General features: G+C 35.7%; 12 protein-coding genes. 4 read left to right on the forward strand and 8 right to left on the reverse strand.

Annotated elements, in window-relative coordinates; translation table 11 throughout:
• Positions 1–18 precede the first annotated feature (18 nt).
• Together EKM02_RS12445 and EKM02_RS12450 are read right to left on the reverse strand one after the other, a co-directional pair.
• Entirely contained in the window at positions 19–1,218 is a 1,200-nt protein-coding gene (locus EKM02_RS12445) for an LETM1-related biofilm-associated protein (RefSeq protein WP_126455636.1), read from the reverse strand.
• 218 nt (positions 1,219–1,436) lie between these two features.
• A complete protein-coding gene (locus tag EKM02_RS12450; protein ID WP_126455638.1) occupies positions 1,437–2,210 on the reverse strand; it encodes a superoxide dismutase in 774 nt (257 codons plus the stop codon).
• 295 nt (positions 2,211–2,505) lie between these two features.
• Between EKM02_RS12450 and EKM02_RS12455 the strand changes: the two genes are divergently transcribed.
• The 4 genes from EKM02_RS12455 to EKM02_RS12470 all read left to right on the forward strand — a co-directional run bounded on the left by EKM02_RS12455 (position 2,506) and on the right by EKM02_RS12470 (position 7,806).
• Positions 2,506–3,420, forward strand: a complete 915-nt coding sequence (locus EKM02_RS12455) for a YihY/virulence factor BrkB family protein (RefSeq protein WP_126455639.1) — start codon at positions 2,506–2,508, stop codon at positions 3,418–3,420.
• 682 nt (positions 3,421–4,102) lie between these two features.
• Entirely contained in the window at positions 4,103–5,254 is a 1,152-nt protein-coding gene (locus EKM02_RS12460; RefSeq protein WP_126455641.1) for a hypothetical protein, read from the forward strand.
• A 60-nt stretch (positions 5,255–5,314) separates the two neighbouring features.
• The gene (locus EKM02_RS12465) at positions 5,315–6,940 is read left to right on the forward strand and encodes a BCCT family transporter (protein ID WP_126455643.1); all 1,626 of its coding nucleotides are present in this window, start codon (positions 5,315–5,317) and stop codon (positions 6,938–6,940) included.
• An 8-nt stretch (positions 6,941–6,948) separates the two neighbouring features.
• The gene (locus EKM02_RS12470; RefSeq protein WP_126455645.1) at positions 6,949–7,806 is read left to right on the forward strand and encodes a universal stress protein; all 858 of its coding nucleotides are present in this window, start codon (positions 6,949–6,951) and stop codon (positions 7,804–7,806) included.
• Between the two features lie 133 nt (positions 7,807–7,939).
• On the opposite strand, the gene EKM02_RS12475 is transcribed toward EKM02_RS12470, so the two are convergent.
• The 6 genes from EKM02_RS12475 to EKM02_RS12500 all read right to left on the reverse strand — a co-directional run bounded on the left by EKM02_RS12475 (position 7,940) and on the right by EKM02_RS12500 (position 17,986).
• Complete coding sequence (locus EKM02_RS12475; protein WP_126455647.1) at positions 7,940–11,224, reverse strand: amidohydrolase family protein; 3,285 nt, start codon at positions 11,222–11,224, stop codon at positions 7,940–7,942.
• Between the two features lie 155 nt (positions 11,225–11,379).
• Positions 11,380–13,185 carry an acyl-CoA dehydrogenase family protein gene (locus tag EKM02_RS12480; RefSeq protein WP_126455649.1) on the reverse strand — a complete coding sequence of 602 codons (1,806 nt, stop codon included), beginning with the start codon at positions 13,183–13,185 and terminating at the stop codon, positions 11,380–11,382.
• A gap of 147 nt (positions 13,186–13,332) precedes the next feature.
• A complete protein-coding gene (locus EKM02_RS12485; protein WP_126455651.1) occupies positions 13,333–14,514 on the reverse strand; it encodes an acetyl-CoA C-acyltransferase in 1,182 nt (393 codons plus the stop codon).
• A gap of 109 nt (positions 14,515–14,623) precedes the next feature.
• The gene (locus EKM02_RS12490; protein WP_126455653.1) at positions 14,624–14,980 is read right to left on the reverse strand and encodes a four helix bundle protein; all 357 of its coding nucleotides are present in this window, start codon (positions 14,978–14,980) and stop codon (positions 14,624–14,626) included.
• A gap of 62 nt (positions 14,981–15,042) precedes the next feature.
• Entirely contained in the window at positions 15,043–17,433 is a 2,391-nt protein-coding gene (locus tag EKM02_RS12495; RefSeq protein WP_126455655.1) for a 3-hydroxyacyl-CoA dehydrogenase/enoyl-CoA hydratase family protein, read from the reverse strand.
• 43 nt (positions 17,434–17,476) lie between these two features.
• Positions 17,477–17,986, reverse strand: coding sequence for a MarR family winged helix-turn-helix transcriptional regulator (locus EKM02_RS12500; protein ID WP_233590911.1), 510 nt, complete (start codon positions 17,984–17,986; stop codon positions 17,477–17,479).
• Between the last annotated feature and the right edge of the window lie 339 nt (positions 17,987–18,325).

Raw genomic sequence — 18,325 nt, forward strand, 5'->3', positions numbered from 1 at the left:
CGCTTTTAGTGGCTTTTTTTATTCGCTATCAAGATTTTCGTTAAAAGCGGAGGGTAGTAATTGAGGTATAAATTTAATTAAAATAGGCAGCAATAAGCTACCGCCGGGAAGAAGAAAGATAGTCAATGACGGAATGGTTTTACAAATTTCCAGTAGTTGTTTCTTTACTTTTTTCTTCTCTTTCTCGTCTAAATCACGGCGAGTAGAGTAGGCTAATAGTACCATTAACTCCTTGCTTTGTGCGATTTCCTTTGACAATCTATTCTTATTACGACTAATAAGAGTAACCACACTTTGAGTCGTTTGGGCATAAAAATGTTTTACTGGATTTGAATAATTAAAATAAGGAATTTCCTTTTTATGTTTTGTAATAAAGGCATTCGTACTGCGGATACTTTCATCCGAAAAACCATCCGGGATCGAAACCGTTTTAGCAAGTGAATGCAAAAAATAAGCCTCATTATCTTCAATTTCTCCATCACTCCATAAAGCCATTCCTGCAAGATCTATCAAATAGTATTTTTCTAAGTCGTTTGAAAAATAATCCAGTTCAAGTGTCTCTAAGTTTTGTACTGATACCTTAGAAAATTTACTATAGCGAATAGAAGCTTCAAAAAGCTTGATTAATAAATCATCATATTGAGATTTTTTTGTTTTAATTTTTAAAGCAAGTGTGACTACATTTACAATAGTTTCCTCGATCTTTTTTAAATACTTTTCTGGAATTTCACCATGAATTAAGTATTGACGAAAGGCCAAAACATCAATAAATAATAAGGCATTAGTGACTAGGTGGGAAAAATTTTTACTGATGATACTATCATTTGTTTGAACACGCTCATCAATTATTTTTTCTAAAGTTAAAGCAGGAGAATTCTTTGGGAGTATTTTTTTAAATAGGTTAAAGCCTTGCGGATTCATTTGATTGTAAAAAGTAACTGCTTTTTTAATAAAATTATCAGGGCTGATATCTTCATTTGTTAAACAAAAAATTGCAAACAAAGTATTTAAAAGTGCGACTTTTGAAATCTCTTCTTTGAACCAACCCTTAGTTTCAATAGGTGCTACAGTTTCAAATGCAATGATATGTCCATATATAAAACCTGTTTCTCTAACTTTTTGATAAAATGTATCGGTAGTTTTTGAAACTGCTTCTTTTGAAAACTTTTGTTCAATAAAAAATTTATCTATCCAACCTGATGCTGAAGGGTTAATCATTGCTTTAATTTGAAGATACAAAGCTATACTTTTTTTCGTAATTTTAACTTCTGTTTTTTAGTTTAACACAGATATTACTTTTAATTAGTATTGGTTTTTTTAATATTGAACAGTCCGGATTTCTAACGTATAATTATTAAAAAATCAAGTCTCAAGGATCCTTTTTTTTAAATAAAAAACCCTGAATCCTTCTTTCAAATTCAGGGCTTTTATTATTTTTAAGAATTAAATAAATTTTCGGCGGCATCCCAATCGACTACATTCCAAAAGGAGTTTATATAATCAGCTCTTCGGTTTTGATTTTTAAGATAATACGCATGTTCCCAGACATCTAAAGCTAAAACGGGTTTCCCTTTAAGTCCCTTCCCTCGTAATCGCATCAAAGGATTGTCTTGGTTTGCCGTAGAGCCTATTACTAATTTTCCGTCTTGCACTACTAACCAAGCCCAACCGGAACCAAATCGTTTCATAGATGCATCACTGAATTGTTTCTTGAATTCATCAAAAGAACCAAAAGTTGTGGTTATGGCTGCTGCCAATTTACCTTTTGGAGTACCGCCACCATTAGGTTTCATCAAACTCCAAAACAAGCTGTGATTGTAATGTCCGCCTCCGTTATTCCGAATGGCTTCTGGGAATTTAGACATTTTTTCAAAGATACTTTCTAAAGATTTCGAATAATCAATTAAGTTTTTATCCAAAGTATCAATGGCTTTATTCAAATTTGTCACATAAGCTTGATGGTGTTTACTATAGTGAATTTCCATTGTAGCTTTGTCAATATGAGGCTCTAATCCGTCATAACTGTAACCTAATTTAGGAAGACTGTAGGTTCCAGGAGTATCTGTTACAGCTGCTTCGTAGGGTAGATCGTCAATTTGCAGTACTGGTTGGGCAGCAAATGCAGCATTGAATAAACCAGATCCAATAATTGTACCTGTAGACAATAGGGCTGTTTTTTTTAAAAAATTTCTTCGTGTATTATTTTCCATAATTTATCTGTTTGTCTTAAATAAGCGATTAAATATTTGTATAAAAATAATCATTAATAGATCGGCATGGGTTAATAAAGACTTAAAATTTGATTTGTTTTACCTACAATGATTTTTTAATAGCTGTTTTTTTATGGGAATTATATAAATTTCATTTTGAATTGACATCCAATATCTTTGTAATTTTGAAAGCATCAGTTTTGATATAATGATCAGGTTTTACTTTTTTGGATTAATAAATGAGAATATAACAGTGAATTTTTCTTTTTTCAAAGAGAATAAAAATAACTTTAAGATGAAGCATAAAAAATTAGCCCAGACTAGTTGGGGATTATTAAAACGCACCTATCAAGAATTTGATGATGATAATGCCATTAAATTAAGTGCATCATTGTCGTATTACACTATATTTTCACTTCCGCCATTGTTGATTATTATAATGTCGATTTTTAGTTTTTTCTTTGGTAGAGAAGCCGTTACGGGACGGTTTTTTAGCCAGATTAATGGAATGGTTGGGAACGAAGCTGCAATTCAAATACAAGAAACTATTAAGAACATTGAATTGTCTAACAGCAACACATTTGCAGCTGTTTTTGGAGGAATCATGCTCCTGATTGGTGCCTCGGGTGTTTTTGCCGAAATACAAAGTTCGATCAATTATATTTGGGGTTTAAAAGCAAAACCGAATAAAGGGATTTTGAAATTTATTACAAACAGACTTATGTCATTTTCTATGATTGCTTCTGTTGGTTTTTTATTAATGGTCAGCTTGATGGTTAATACAGTGATGGATGTGATAAATACCAGATTACTTATTTATTTTCCTGACACAACAGTTTATCTATTTTATGTTTTTAATATTTTAATATTATTCGCAACTACAGCGATGTTATTTGCTATTATATTCAAGACTTTGCCTGATGGAAACATTGCTTGGAAAGATGCCTTAGTAGGATCCAGTTTTACTTCTTTTTTCTTTATGTTTGGCAAATTTGCCATTGGTTTTTATTTAGGAAGTTCTACCGTTGCCACGGTTTATGGTGCCGCGGGTTCTGTAATAATTATTTTGATTTGGGTGTATTATTCGGCCATTATTTTATATTTTGGTGCTGAATTTACTAAAGTATATGCCAATGCTCATGGAAAAAAAATCATACCAAATGCTTATTCTGTTGCAATTAAGGTCGAGGTTGTGGAGCTAGAAAACTAGTGCAATGTTTTTTATTACCCGTAGGTAATCTTCCCGAAATCTATTGGTGTAGGTCCGTTGAGTACCAAATCGTATCGAAAAGCTTTTTTGTGACTAAACAAAAAATAGTTGATCGAAGTCCTCAATAAATATTCCCATTGGGTTGAATATCTTTGAAGAAAGGGGATGTCTTTCTATTTAAAAAGACCAAAAGAGAATTACATCAGATTCTAGAATGATTGAACATTTAAACGTATAGGGTTACGTTTTTTTATGACGATAGTTCATTTCATTGGTTCGATTTACAGTTTTAGAGTTATTAAAACGACTTTTTTTTAGCAATAAAAACATACATTGTGTGTTTTTTGACTTTTATTAGTATGAAATTCTCTAAAATTAATTGATCTTTTTATTTTTAGGGGCTTAACCTTCTATTTTGACTACTTTTGTACATTAATATTTTACTTTTTTAAGACTGCTTCTGATCAAACAGGTTGATTCTGATTGAAGACCTTTAATCATCTACTTATTCAAGTTTTTTTTACAATACCTGCAATGGTATTTATCCAATAGTGTTTACAATGATTTTGTTTGCAATTATTTGCACAATAATAGATGATCAGTGATTAAAAAAAATTACTGCATTCATCGTAAAAGCATTCTATTACTTTATACACTGTTAATTAACTTTTTTAATAAATATATGTTAGAAAAAATTACTCATTTACAATTATCGAAAACTCTTTATCTTTCGATTTTAACAATTCTATTTGCATTTCCTACAATGGCTCAGGACAAACCAGAACTCGAAATTGGCGGAGCATTGCGTTTCAATTATAATTTGTCCTCTTGGAAAGAGGGTCAGAAAAAACGCGGAGGCGATTTTGGATATGATATGTTCAGAATAAATGCAAAAGGTGCTTACAAGGGAATATTTTTTGATGCCGAATACAGGCTGTATTCGGAAGAGTTTGGTGGTGGATTCCTAAAACAGGGTTGGCTTGGTTACAATTTTACTGAACAGGATCAAATTCAAGTTGGGTTAACACAAGTGCCTTTCGGTATTCAACAATACAATTCAAACAACTGGTTTTTCAATATGACATATTATGTCGGGTTGGAAGATGACCATGATATGGGTGTTAAGTACATGCATACAGGAGAAAAATTCGAATATCAACTAGCATTTTTCAAAAACGCGGAAGAATATAGCTTTGGAAGTAATTCAGAAGTTTCTCCAAGCCGATATGCTTATGATATCGCCGGTAGAAACAAGGAAGTAAATCAATTTAACGGAAAAATTATTTACAAATTTGGAAAAGAAACCGCAAGTAGATTTGGTCTTTCCCTACAATACGGCGGCTTATATAATCTTGATACCGAAGAAGTGGGAGATCATAGTGCATTTGCTGTACATTATGAAATTACTAAGGGGAAATGGAATGGAAAAGCTCAATTTATAACAGCATCACATAATCCTGAGAATACTGAAGGGGAGTCTAGAGATGTAGTTACAATGGCTGCGTATGGAGCGCCTTATGAAGTTGCGGCTGATTTTAATATGTACACTTTAGGAATATCAAGAAATGTTCCTGTAGCATTAGGACCTATTTCAAATTTACAGTTTTATAATGATTTTTCCTATATGGAGAAAAAAGCCGAAGGTTTTACAGATTCATATATGAATGTAACTGGAGTTTTAATCTCTGCGGGTAGTGTATACACATATATTGATTACGCTGCAGGATATAATCATTCTTGGCTTGGTGGTAATTTTGTAGATGATTTTGCTAAAGGAAACCCTGATGCTAAGTGGGAAGCAAGATTTAATATTAATGTAGGCTACTATTTTTAGGTTTAAAAATAATGCAGAGAGTGCTAAAAAAAATAAATTAAATTAAAAACAATATGTTTTATGGCTAAGAAAATTATACGGAGTGATGAGAGAAAATCCATTTTTGGGTTAGAAGTGAATGGTCCTGTGTTTTTTACATCAGCGATCATCGTCATCATCGTCACAACATTAACCCTTATGTTTAAAGCAGGGGCTGAACATATTTTTACAGCGACCCAGGAGTTTGTTGCAAATAAGGCAGGTTGGTTTTTCATATTAAGCATAAATATTTTTCTGATATTTATGATTTATCTGGCATTTAGTAAATTTGGCCATTTAAGGATTGGAGGACAAAATGCGAAACCTGAATTTAAAACACTTTCTTGGTTTGCAATGTTATTTAGTGCGGGAATGGGAATTGGACTTTTGTTTTGGAGTATTTCAGAGCCAGTTTATCATTTTTTAAGTCCGCCAATGGCGAAAGGAGGAACCGCTGAAGCTGCTAAGGAAGCTATGAGCTTTACCTTTTTGCATTGGGGCTTTCATGCCTGGGCAGTTTATGCCTTGGTCGGATTATCCTTGGCATATTTCACCTATTCTCGGGGGCTTCCACTTACTATCAGATCAATTTTTTATCCTTATTTAGGAGATAGAATTTATGGTAAAATTGGGGATGCCATAGATATCTTCGCGGTACTTGCCACTTTATTTGGTCTAGCTACTTCATTAGGAATGGGAGTTCAACAAATTGCAGCAGGTTTAAATCATCTGTTTGATATAAATAGCGGAGTACAAACCCAAATTCTTCTAATTGCCGGTATAACCCTGATTGCTACCGTTTCAGTAGTTTTGGGAGTAGATAAAGGGGTGAGAGTTTTGAGTGAATGGAATATGATAGTAGCAGTCCTCTTTCTTGTAATTGTAGTGCTCTTAGGGCCTACAATCTTTATTTTTGAATCTTTCATACAAAATACAGGGAATTACTTATCCAGTTTCCTTGAAGTAGCCACTTGGACAGAAAGTTATACCGGTGGTAACTGGCAAAACGCTTGGACCATTTTTTACTGGGGATGGTGGATTGCTTGGTCTCCTTTTGTAGGAATGTTTATTGCACGTATTTCGAAAGGGCGTACAGTACGGGAATTTATTTTGGGTGTTTTATTAGTACCTTCTATAGTAACTTTTTTCTGGATCTCCGCTTTTGGAAGTACAGCCATACATAAAGCAATTCTTGGTGATAATACTATAGCAAATGCTGTGAATGATAATATTGCCACAGCCTTATTCGTGTTTTTGGAAGATTACCCTTTTGCTTTTATTCTTAATATTATTGCAATAATTTTAATTGCAGGATTCTTTATTACTTCTTCAGATTCGGGGTCTTTAGTGGTAGATAATTTAACCTCCGGAGGAAAAATAGACGCACCTGTAGGACAAAGAATCTTTTGGGCCTTGGCAGAAGGTGGAATTGCAGCAGTTCTTTTAATTGGTGGCGGATTGCAGGCACTTCAAACGGCTACTATTGTGACCGGACTGCCTTTTGCCTTGATTCTGATAGTCATGTGCTTCTCCCTCTATAAAGGTTTAGATGAAGATTTGAAGAAACTAAAAAAGCGGGAATCCCAAAAAGAACTTGAAAATTATGAAGAAATAGTTTCTGACATCGTTAATAAGCAAAATAATAAACAACAAAAAACCATTAAATAGCACTAATAATGACTGAAATAAAAAACATCTTGGTCGCCTTAGACCTCTCTGATATTGACAGTACTTTAATTGAATATGCCTCTTTTATTGCAGAAACTCTTAAGGTTAAAAAAGTGTATTTTGTTCATAATATCAAAAAGCATGAAATCTCTGAATTATTTGAAGAACAGTTAAAAGATATTAATCTTGATGAAATAATTGGTAATGAGTTAAATGAAAAGGTTGAGGAAAAATTCACCTCGTCAACAGATTGGGAAGTACTTATTTCAGAAGATCCTTATTCGGAATCTCTAATCAATTATATTGTTAATAAATATGAGATTCAGTTGGCTTTAATTGGAAATAAAAACAAGATCAAAGGAACTGGAGTCGTTAGTGGGAAATTATTACGTATGCTTAAATGCAATATTTTGTCTATCCCTAAAAATGCGAAACCGCTTATTACCAATATTTGGGCGGGAACAGATTTTTCTAGTGCTTCCAACAAAGTTTTTAAAGTGGCTGAAAATTTGCAGAAAACTTTGAAAACTACAGTAAAAGCAGTGCATGTTTATAATATACCTGTACAATTTTCGCCGTATATTCCAAAAGAACATCTGAATATAAAAATAGAGAATCATCTAAAAGAAAAATTCGATAAATTCATAAGAAAGGTTGGATACAAAGGGGACTTAACCACTGAAATTATTCCTGGAAAAGGTAGTGGGGTTGCAGAAAAACTACGTTCTAAAGCGGAAGCCTCGAAGGTTGATCTTATTATTGTTGGGGACAAAGGTAGAAATACATTCTCTTCTTTACTGGTAGGAAGCGTTACCGAAGAGCTTTTTAATCAAGATTTAGAAATGCCTTTATGGATCGTTAAGTAGTACTAATACGTCACATTTTAAAGGGAATTGACAAGATTTAAAAAAAACCGAACCAGGTATTTTTTTAACAAGTTGAATTTAAACAAAAAAACCATTCGTTTAGCGAATGGTTTTTTTAGTTTAAAATTAATTCTTAGTTGTGGCTAAAGCCAGAACTACAACATTGTTGATGCATAAAGCTATTGGACTCCTCATGCAATGGGAAATTAGCATTGTATGCGTTGTTTTCCCAATAAAAATTTTGTCTTTTTTTAGGTTCGTTACCTATTTCATTCATTGTTTCGGATTCGTACATTCGGCCATTTGCGATGGTATACAATAACGTGTTGGAGTTTTGGATGTTTTCTAATGGGTTTTTATCCAAAACTAAAATGTCAGCTAATTTTCCGGTTTCTAAAGAACCAATGTCTTTTCCGGCTCCGATATAATTAGCTGCATTAATAGTGGCTGTTTTCAAACTTTCTAAATTGCTCATTCCACCTTGCTGTATACTCCATAATTCCCAGTGTGCTCCCATTCCTTGCAACTGTCCGTGTGCTCCCATATTGACTTTTACGCCATTGTCAGCAAGCGTTTTTACGGTTTTAGATGTCAAAATATGATCGTTTTCATACTCTTCATCAGGAGCCATCATGCGGTATCTCGAGCGGGAATCAATTACGGCCCTTGGGGTGAATTGGAGTAGTTTTTTGTTTTCCCAAACATTCGTTTTTTGATACCAATAATATTCGGCATTCAATCCGCCATAATTTACAATTAGGGTAGGAGTATATCCTACTTTACTGGTACCCCAAAGTTCGAGTACATCTTTATAAACGGGTGCCACCGGTATATTATGCTCCACTCCGGTATGACCGTCAATCACCATGGTCATGTTAGTAAAAAAGGTCGAGCCGCCTTCTGGTACCACATTAATTTCTTCTTCTCTGGCCGCTTGCAATACTTGTTGACGTTGGTCACGTCTTGGTTGATTATAGCTTTTTACAGAAAGTGCTCCAAAAACTTTGGTCCGTTTTACTGCAAAACGCGCGTCATCAATAGTATTGACAATTGCTTTAAAGTCTCCTTCAGCACCGTACAAAATAAATCCGGTTGAATATATTCGGGGTCCTACAATGGCACCACTTTTTACCATTTCCGAAAGGGTAAAAATAGATTCCGTGTTAGAAGACGGATCATGCGATGTCGTTACTCCAAAGGCTAAATTTGCATAGAAAGGCCAATTTTGTTGTGTGGTTAATCCATAACGAAAAGCACCTACATGGGCATGAGCATCTACCATTCCGGGCATAATAGTTTTACCAGTCAGGTCATAAACCATAGCCGTTTCAGGAATACGAATGTCACTTGCATTACCAATGGCTTCAATACGATTTTCATTGATTATTATACTACCGTTTTCAATCACTTTGTCGCCGTCCATAGTGATGATACGAGCATTCGTTAGGGCAATTCTGCCTTTTGGTTTATCAACTTTTGATTTTAAATCTATTTTAATACCTATATCAGATGGTTTTTCAACTTTTTCAGGTGAATCCGGTAAAAAAGTAAATCTGTTTTTTACGGCATTCGAAAAATAAGTATTGCCTAACATCCACATCACGTTTTTACTATTGGGTGACCAATGTAAATTAATTCCAGCCTCTTTTGACAATTCTGACACAGGGACATTCTTAGTTTTTTCGTCCAAATCTACTTCTTGGCCGTTGATGTTTAATGGAGCCACATAAGCTTTGTGTAAATGGGTGAAAGCGATCCACTGATTGTCTGGACTGGGTACCAATCGGTTGGCATATTTGGATTTAATATGGGTGCGTTCTTCTTTTCCGTTAAGATCAACACTCTTGAGTTCTTTGGTTAAATCCCCAAAAAACACACCCCCAGTTTGGAAGAAAATACGATTTCCTTCTTTAGTAAATACAGGATATTCTCCTTTTGAGGTAATAAATTTTGATTTGTCACCTGTAACATTCATGGTGTAAATCCCTGGTTTTTTTGAAAAAGCAAAACCTTGATCCATATTCCCGCCTTCCTTGACGTAGACAATTGTTTTTTGGTCAGGAGAGAGACTTGGTGTTCTGTAAATTCCTTTTTCAGAGGTTAATTTAACAGATTTTTTACTTTCTAAATTAAATTTTTTGATGGCTCCTAAATTAGTATCGTTCCAACTAACATAAATTATTTCTTTTCCATTAGCGGTAAAAGTAGGTTCTGCTTCAAAATCAGTATCTGTAGTCAATCGTTTTGGACTTCCATTAGGCAAGCTTTTAGTCCATAAATATCCTAAAGCTCTAAAGACTACTGTTTTTCCATCGGGAGCGGTTACAGCATCACGGATCATTTTTACTGTAAAGTCAGTGTCAGTTATTGGAGTCTCAGAATGAACACGATCTGCAATGTCAATGGCAACTTCGGCTGTGAAAGGAATCTCTGTTATCTGATTTGTTTTTGTATTTATTTTTTGAATTTTACCTCCGGTCCAAATTATAATGTCTTCATTGTTGGGCATCCAATTGAAATTAGGATACACGCCAAACAATGCCCAAGCGGTTTGTTGATCTTTGTTAAGTTTATCATAAACGGGACCTTCTTCACCTGTTTCTAAATTATGAACATACAAAACCGTTGCGGTACGCACTCGTTTTACATACGCTAACAGTTTACCATCTCTTGAAATTTGTGGTCGAGCGGCGCCTCCTGGTCCACCGGTAATTTTTTCTATTTTGCCCGTTTCAAAATCATAGCGATTGATGGCATAGATTTCACTGTTAGGATCTTTATTGTATTTGAAATAACCACCGGGAGAAACGTCTTCACTGTAATACATGTATTTGCCATCAGGAGAAATTACAGGTTCGTTAACATCTTGCTGGTCGTTTTTTCGTTTGGTCAATTGTACGCCACTACCACCGCTAATGTGGTATTGCCACATTTCACCAGCGCCAAGAGAACGGCTTGATGTAAAGTGTTTTCTTGCGACCAGATAATTGCCGTTGGGCATCCAAGTCGCATTGTTCAGTAGTTGAAAATCTTCTTTAGTAACTTGCTTTGAATCACTTCCATCAGCTTTCATGATCCAAATATTATCGCCACCACCAGCATCGCTAGTGAACGATATGTGTTTTCCGTCAGGGCTGAATCTGGGTTGTACTTCAAAAGGAATACCGGAACGAAGTATTTTTGCTGTTCCGCCTGTTATAGGCATCTGGTAAATATCTCCCAAGAGATCAAAAACGATAGTTTTCCCGTCTGGACTCACATCGAGGTTCATCCAAGTTCCTTCGGATGTGGTAAATTTATGGGTCTTGTAATTGAATTCTTTTCCAGGTTTTGCGACATCCCATTTCGGCTTTTCCTGTCCATAGATGTTAGAAATAAAAGAAAATACGAGTAGAAATAAGCTTGTTTTTTTATACATTAAAAAGAAGTTAAAGGGTGATTGTGGATAAATATAGGCAATAAAAATGAAGTAGTTTGTATCTCTCTTTAGATCTTATTGGTATAAAAGCAAAAAACCACCCGCAGCTGCGAGTGGTTTTTGTTTCAATTAAAGCAATAAAAAGATCTTTGTAATTAAAAACAATATTCGTTTTCAGCTACTAATTTAACCGTTATTGTTTCTCTTAATCCTACAACATTTGGCATATTTGTATATTTAGTAAAACGACGTAATCCCATCAACATCATACGTTGTTCATCGCCTTCAGCAAAGGAAATAACACTTTCTTTTCCTTTTTGAGTAACAATATCTACGGCTTTATACAAGTATAATTTGGCCATTGCGATTTGTTCTTGTACTTTAGTTTCTCCTTCTTTTTTGGCTAATTTCTCCGTTCTAAGGATTGTACTTTCAGCCATATAGATTTCGATCAAAATATCTGAAGCAGCCATCAATAATTGTTGGTGTGCATCTAAATCTGGACCATATTTTTGAACCGCTCCACCAGCAACCATTAAGAATGCTTTTTTCAATTTGCCAATCATTTCTTTTTCCTCAGCAAACAATTCAGAATAATCAGGAGTTTCAAAAGATGGAATTCCCATTAATTCTTCTTGTACTTTTGAAGCAGGACCTAATAAATCTACATGACCTTTCATCGCTTTTTTAATCAACATCCCTACTGAAAGCATTCTGTTGATTTCGTTAGTTCCTTCGTAAATACGGGCAATTCTAGCATCTCTCCATGCACTTTCCATCGGAGTGTCCTCAGAGAATCCCATTCCACCAAAGATTTGAATTCCTTCATCAGCACAGTTTTGTACATCTTCAGAAACCGCTACTTTTAGGATAGAACATTCAATAGCATATTCTTCAACGCCTTTCAATTCTGCTTCTTGATGTGAAATTCCTTCCGCTTCACGAGCGGAGATTCTATCTTCAATATCTTTAGCAGCACGGTAAGAAGCGCTTTCTCCAGCGTAACAACTTGTAGCCATTTCTGCTAATTTTGCACGGATAGCACCAAACTGAGAAATCGCAGTATTGAACTGGATTCTTTCATTAGCATATTTCACTGAACCTGAAATAACTCTGCGCTGTGCATCCAAACAAGCAGCTGCTAATTTGATGCGACCTACGTTCAAAGCGTTCATGGCGATTTTGAAACCGTTTCCTCTTTCGGACAACATGTTTTCTACAGGAACTTTTGTTTCGCTGAAGAAAACCTGACGTGTAGAAGATGCACGAATCCCTAATTTATGCTCTTCTTCACCCATTGAAATTCCGTTATCTGGAGTGTTTTCAAGGATAAAACCGGTGATGTTTTTGTCATCGCCAATACGGGCAAAAACGATAAACAAAGAACAAAATCCGGCATTCGAAATCCACATTTTTTGTCCTGTGATTTTGTAATGTGTTCCATCTTCTGATAAAACGGCTTTTGTTTTACCAGAATTAGCATCAGATCCTGCGCCTGGTTCTGTCAAACAATACGCGCCAAACCATTCGCCAGAAGCTAATTTAGGTACGTATTTTTGTTTTTGTTCTTCTGTTCCGTACAAAGTGATTGGCATCGTTCCAATTCCAGTATGTGCTCCAAAAGCAGTCGAGAAAGAACCTGTTGCTCCCGAAATATAATCACAAACCAACATTGTTGATACAAATCCCATTCCTAATCCACCATAAGCTTCAGGTACAGCAACTCCTAAAAGGCCTAAGTCCCCAGCTTTTTTCATAGTTTCTTGTGTATACGCATAATCCTTTTTCTCAAAACGATCTTTGTGTGCCCACAATTCTTTATCTACAAATTCTTTTACAGAGTCACGCATCATTAATTGCTCTTCTGAAAAATCTTCAGGTGTAAAGATATCTTCGCACTTTGTTTGTTTAACTAAAAACTGACCGCCACGGGTTACGTTTTTTTCAATTGTATCTGCCATTTCTTGTTATTTTAAATGATGAATTTTATTTATAAATTGAATTGTCAATATTGTCATTCCAAACAAGGAGGAATCTCAGTAGCTAATTCTGCATTAATAGTAAAGATTCCTTCTTTGTCGGAATGACAAACGGATGGAAATCTTTGACTACAAAAGTTCGTAAACCCCAGCAGTTCCTTGTCCAGTTCCCACACACATACTCACAATTCCGTATTTGTTGCCTCTTTTTTTCATTTCGTCGAAGAGTTGAACAGACAGTTTTGCTCCGGTACAGCCTAGTGGATGTCCCATTGCAATTGCCCCACCGTTGACGTTTACGATATCAGGATTCAATCCTAATTCACGAATAACGGCTAACGATTGTGAGGCAAAAGCTTCGTTTAACTCAATTAAATCAACATCATTTAATGTTAATCCGGCTTGTTTCAATGCTTTTGGAATCGCTTTTACCGGTCCAATTCCCATGATTCTTGGTTCGACTCCTGCCGAGGCGAAGTTCACCAAACGAGCGATAGGAGTAAGGTTCAATTCCTTAACCATTTCTTCGCTCATGATTAAAACAAAAGCTGCTCCATCACTCATTTGAGAGGAGTTTCCTGCGGTAACGCTTCCGTTTGCTTCAAAAACCGGTCTCAGTCCTGCCAAAGCTTCTACTGAAGTTCCAGCTCTCGGGCCTTCATCTTTATTTACGATATAGGATTTGGTTTCTTTTTTACCATTTTCATTGATAAATGTTTGTTCTACCCTAATAGGAACAATTTGTTTGTCAAATTTGCCTTCGGCTTGTGCTTTAAGAGCTTTCAGGTGTGAGTTGTAAGCAAACTCATCTTGGTCCGCACGAGACACATTGAATTGTTTGGCAACAGCTTCTGCAGTTAGCCCCATTCCCCAATAGTAATCTTCGTTCCCCGCTTTTGCAACAGCATAATCCGGTGTTGGTTTGTACCCTCCCATTGGAATAAAACTCATGCTCTCGGCACCACCTGCAATGATACAATCTGCCATTCCCGATTGAATTTTGGCTGTAGCCATACCAATTGTTTCTAATCCTGACGCGCAATAACGGTTTACGGTTACACCTGGTACATCTTCAATTTTCAATCCCATTAAGGAAATTAATCGTCCCACGTTTAGTCCTTGTTCTGCTTCTGGCATGGCATTTCCTACCATCACGTCATCGATACGTTTTTTATCAAAATCAGGCAACTCATTCATCATAAACTGAATGGTTTCTGCTGCCAATTCATCAGGACGTTTAAATCTAAACACGCCTTTTGGGGCTTTCCCCACGGCTGTTCTGTATGCTTTTACTATATAGGCTGTTTTCATTGCAAAAATGTATTAAGATTTTAAGTATTAAGTATTAAGATTTTGGAATTAGTTTAAGACTTTTTGGTTTAATACTTAATTCTATTTTCTTATTTCTTTTTCTTTATAATTATTGGTTTCTCAGTGTTTTTTGAAGTGCGAAATTCATATTACTCACTTCGACTAATTCATTTATTATTGGTGTAATTATTTCTTCATCTATTAATCCAAGACGTTTAGAAATCATTAATTGAGTGATCAATTCAAAAGTTGAACCATTTGCAATTCCTAAAAAATGTGCAAATTCATTTTTAGAATTTCTTCCAGATCCTTCAGCAATATTTGAAGGTATTGAAACAGAACATCTTTTCATTTGACTTGTAAGATTGAATTTTTCTTCTTGAGGTAGAGTAATGCAGGCACGGTAAACATTTTCAGTAATGTCCATTGCTTTTTGCCAGATTTTTAATTTTTCAAATCGGTGCATAATTGTTTTACTTTAATTACTGACTCTTGATACTTAATACTCAAATCTTAATACTCAAATTTCTAATTGCGTAACGGTTTCCCTTTGGTTAACATAAACTGGATTCTTTCTAATGTTTTTCTTTCTGTACAAAGAGATAAGAATGCTTCACGTTCCAGATCCAATAAATATTGTTCGGTTACTAAAGTTGGTTCTGATAAATCTCCACCAGCCATAACATAAGCCAGTTTGTTAGCGATTTTCTTGTCGTGTTCTGAGATGTATTTTCCGGCTTCCATTTGGTCTGTTCCTACTAAGAACATTCCCAAAGCTTGTTTTCCAAGAACTTTTACGTCGCTTCTGCGAATTGGTTGTGTGTAACCTGCTTCTGCCATTAATAAAGCGTGTTTCTTTGCTTCAGCAATCTGACGGTCTTTATTCACAACGATGATATCTTTTCCGTGTTGTAAAAGTCCGGTATCAAAAGCTTCGTAACCTGAAGTAGATACTTTTGCCATAGCGATCGTCAAGAAATATTCTTGCAATACGTTCAACTCCACATCATTTTTATGGAATAAATCTGCAGCACGCAATGCCATCTCTTTAGATCCGCCACCGCCAGGAATAACTCCAACGCCAAATTCAACTAATCCCATATACGTTTCGGCTGCAGCAACAACTTTATCAGCGTGTAAGCTCATTTCGCAACCACCGCCAAAAGTCATTCCGTGTGGCGCAACCACAACTGGAATTCCGGAGTAGCGCACGCGCATCATTGTGTCTTGGAACATTTTGATGGCCATATTCAGCTCGTCGTATTCTTGCTCGACGGCCATCATGAAAATCATTCCTATGTTAGCACCCACAGAGAAATTCGCTGCCTGATTTCCAATAACCAATCCTTGATATTCTTTTTCAGATAAGTCAATCGCTTTGTTGATCGCCTGTAAAACATCGCCACCAATCGTATTCATTTTAGACTGGAATTCTAAGTTCAAAATTCCATCTCCTAAATCTTGAATAATGGCGCCGCTATTGCTCCACACTTTTTTGCTTTCGCGTATGTTGTTCAGGATAATAAAGGCATCCTGACCAGGAACCTTAGTTGCAGATTTTGTTGGAATATCATAAAAATAAGTAGCACCTTCTTTTATGGAATAGAAACTTTTAGTTCCATTAGCAAGCATATCAGTTACCCAAGCAGCTGGCTCAAGGCCTTCCGCTTTCATCATTTCGATTCCTTTGGCAACACCAATGGCGTCCCAAATTTCGAAAGGACCATTTTCCCATCCAAAACCGGCTTTCATGGCATCGTCAATCTTGTATAATTCATCTGAAATTTCAGGAATTCTGTTGGAAACGTAAGCAAACATTCCCGCAAAACTTTTACGGTAAAATTCGCCTGCTTTATCTTTTCCTTTTACCAAAACTTTAAAACGGTCAATAGGTTTATCAATCGTTTTTGTCAGTTCTAAAGTGGCGAAAGACGCTCTTTTAGCCGGACGATATTCTAAAGTATCTAAATCCAATGATAAAATATCCTTGTCTACTTTTTTATAAAAACCTTGACCAGTTTTGCTTCCCAACCATTTGTTCTCCATCATTTTGTTGACAAAATCCGGCAATTTAAACAAATCGTGTTGCTCGTCATTCGGACAATTTTCGTAGATTCCGTTGGCAACGTGCACCAAAGTATCCAATCCAACTACGTCAACAGTTCTGAAAGTAGCTGACTTTGGTCTTCCAATAACTGGACCGGTCAATTTATCCACTTCTTCAATCGTCAATCCCATTTCTTTAACTAAATGAAACAAACTTTGAATCCCATAAATCCCGATCCGGTTTCCAATAAACGCTGGAGTATCTTTGGCCACGACCGAAGTTTTACCCAAGAATTTGGATCCATAATCCGTAAGAAAATCCAAAACTTCCGATGCTGTGTGCGGGCCAGGAATAATTTCGAATAATTTCAAATAACGCGCAGGGTTAAAAAAGTGTGTCCCGCAGAAATGCTTTTGGAAATCGTCGCTTCGTCCTTCACTCATAAAGTGAATTGGAATTCCAGATGTGTTTGAAGTTACTAGAGTTCCCGGTTTTCTGAATTTTTCAATTTGTTCAAAAACCATTTTCTTGATGTCTAACCGTTCTACAACAACTTCAATAATCCAATCCACAGTAGCGATTTTCGCCATGTCATCTGTGGTATTTCCAGTAGTAATTCTGCTGGCAAATTTTGGATTGTAAATAGGAGAGGGTTTCGATTTCAGGGAATTGGCCAAATGCTCATTTACCAATCGGTTTCTAACGATTTTGCTTTCTAAAGTCAGTCCTTTTTTAGCTTCCGCTTCGGTAAGTTCTCTTGGAACAATATCTAATAACAGGACTTCAACTCCAATGTTAGCAAAATGACAAGCAATTCCTGAACCCATAATTCCGGATCCAATCACTGCAACTTTTTTAATTGTGCGTTTCATATAAATAATATTTGATTTTCATTAGAAAATGACAGCGCTATTTTTATTGAAGGATTTCAATTTTGGCGGTGTCATTCGCTGTTTTTTCAGTTTGTTCCGCCAGTTCGCTGGCGCTCGTGTGCGTAAATATATTTTTCTCTTGAATTAATTCATTGATGGCTTCTGCAACTTCAATAAAGTGCTGCAGCTTCTCTTCCGAGATCGTTTTTTTTACCGTTTCATTAAATTTCAACACCGTATTTTTTGACAATTCCCTTTTTTCTTTACCAAAATCCGTGAGGTAAATCAATACTCCACGGCCATCCACTGGATTTTTCTTGCGAATAATCAAGCCTTTTTCCTCCATAGATTTAAGGGTTCTGGTCAGGCTGGTAGCTTCCATTCCCATTTTTGGACCTAATGAGGTCGATGGCGTCCCACCATCCTTATCAATACTTAATAAAGCGAACCCAGTAGCCATGCTCGCATCGTATTTCGAAGCTTCTTCATTATACATTCTGGCCACTGCTTGCCAGGTGGCACGTAAAATATAATCTATCGTTTTATCTTTCATAAGTAACTATATCGATTTCAAATATAATAAAAAATACTATGCATGCATAATATATTAAAATATTTTTTTGTTAAAAAGCACTAAATATAAAAAAATGACAATTAAATAGAGTCGATTATACTGTTTTTATGAGTAATTATTTTTTGGGCGTATCCCTTCGTAAAAACTCCGGGTCGGGCTGTACGTTGTATCCACGCTAAAAAGCGTGGGATGCCACTTCCATCCCTTACGCAATTCCTGATGAGAGGAATGATTGGGGATTTTATACCAAACGAAAATATAATATAGGCCAATTTTGATAATTGGTTTTTTTTATATTATATTTGGACTATATTATAA

Origin of the sequence: Flavobacterium sp. RSP49 (assembly GCF_003968735.1) — a bacterium.
Lineage (GTDB): Bacteria > Bacteroidota > Bacteroidia > Flavobacteriales > Flavobacteriaceae > Flavobacterium.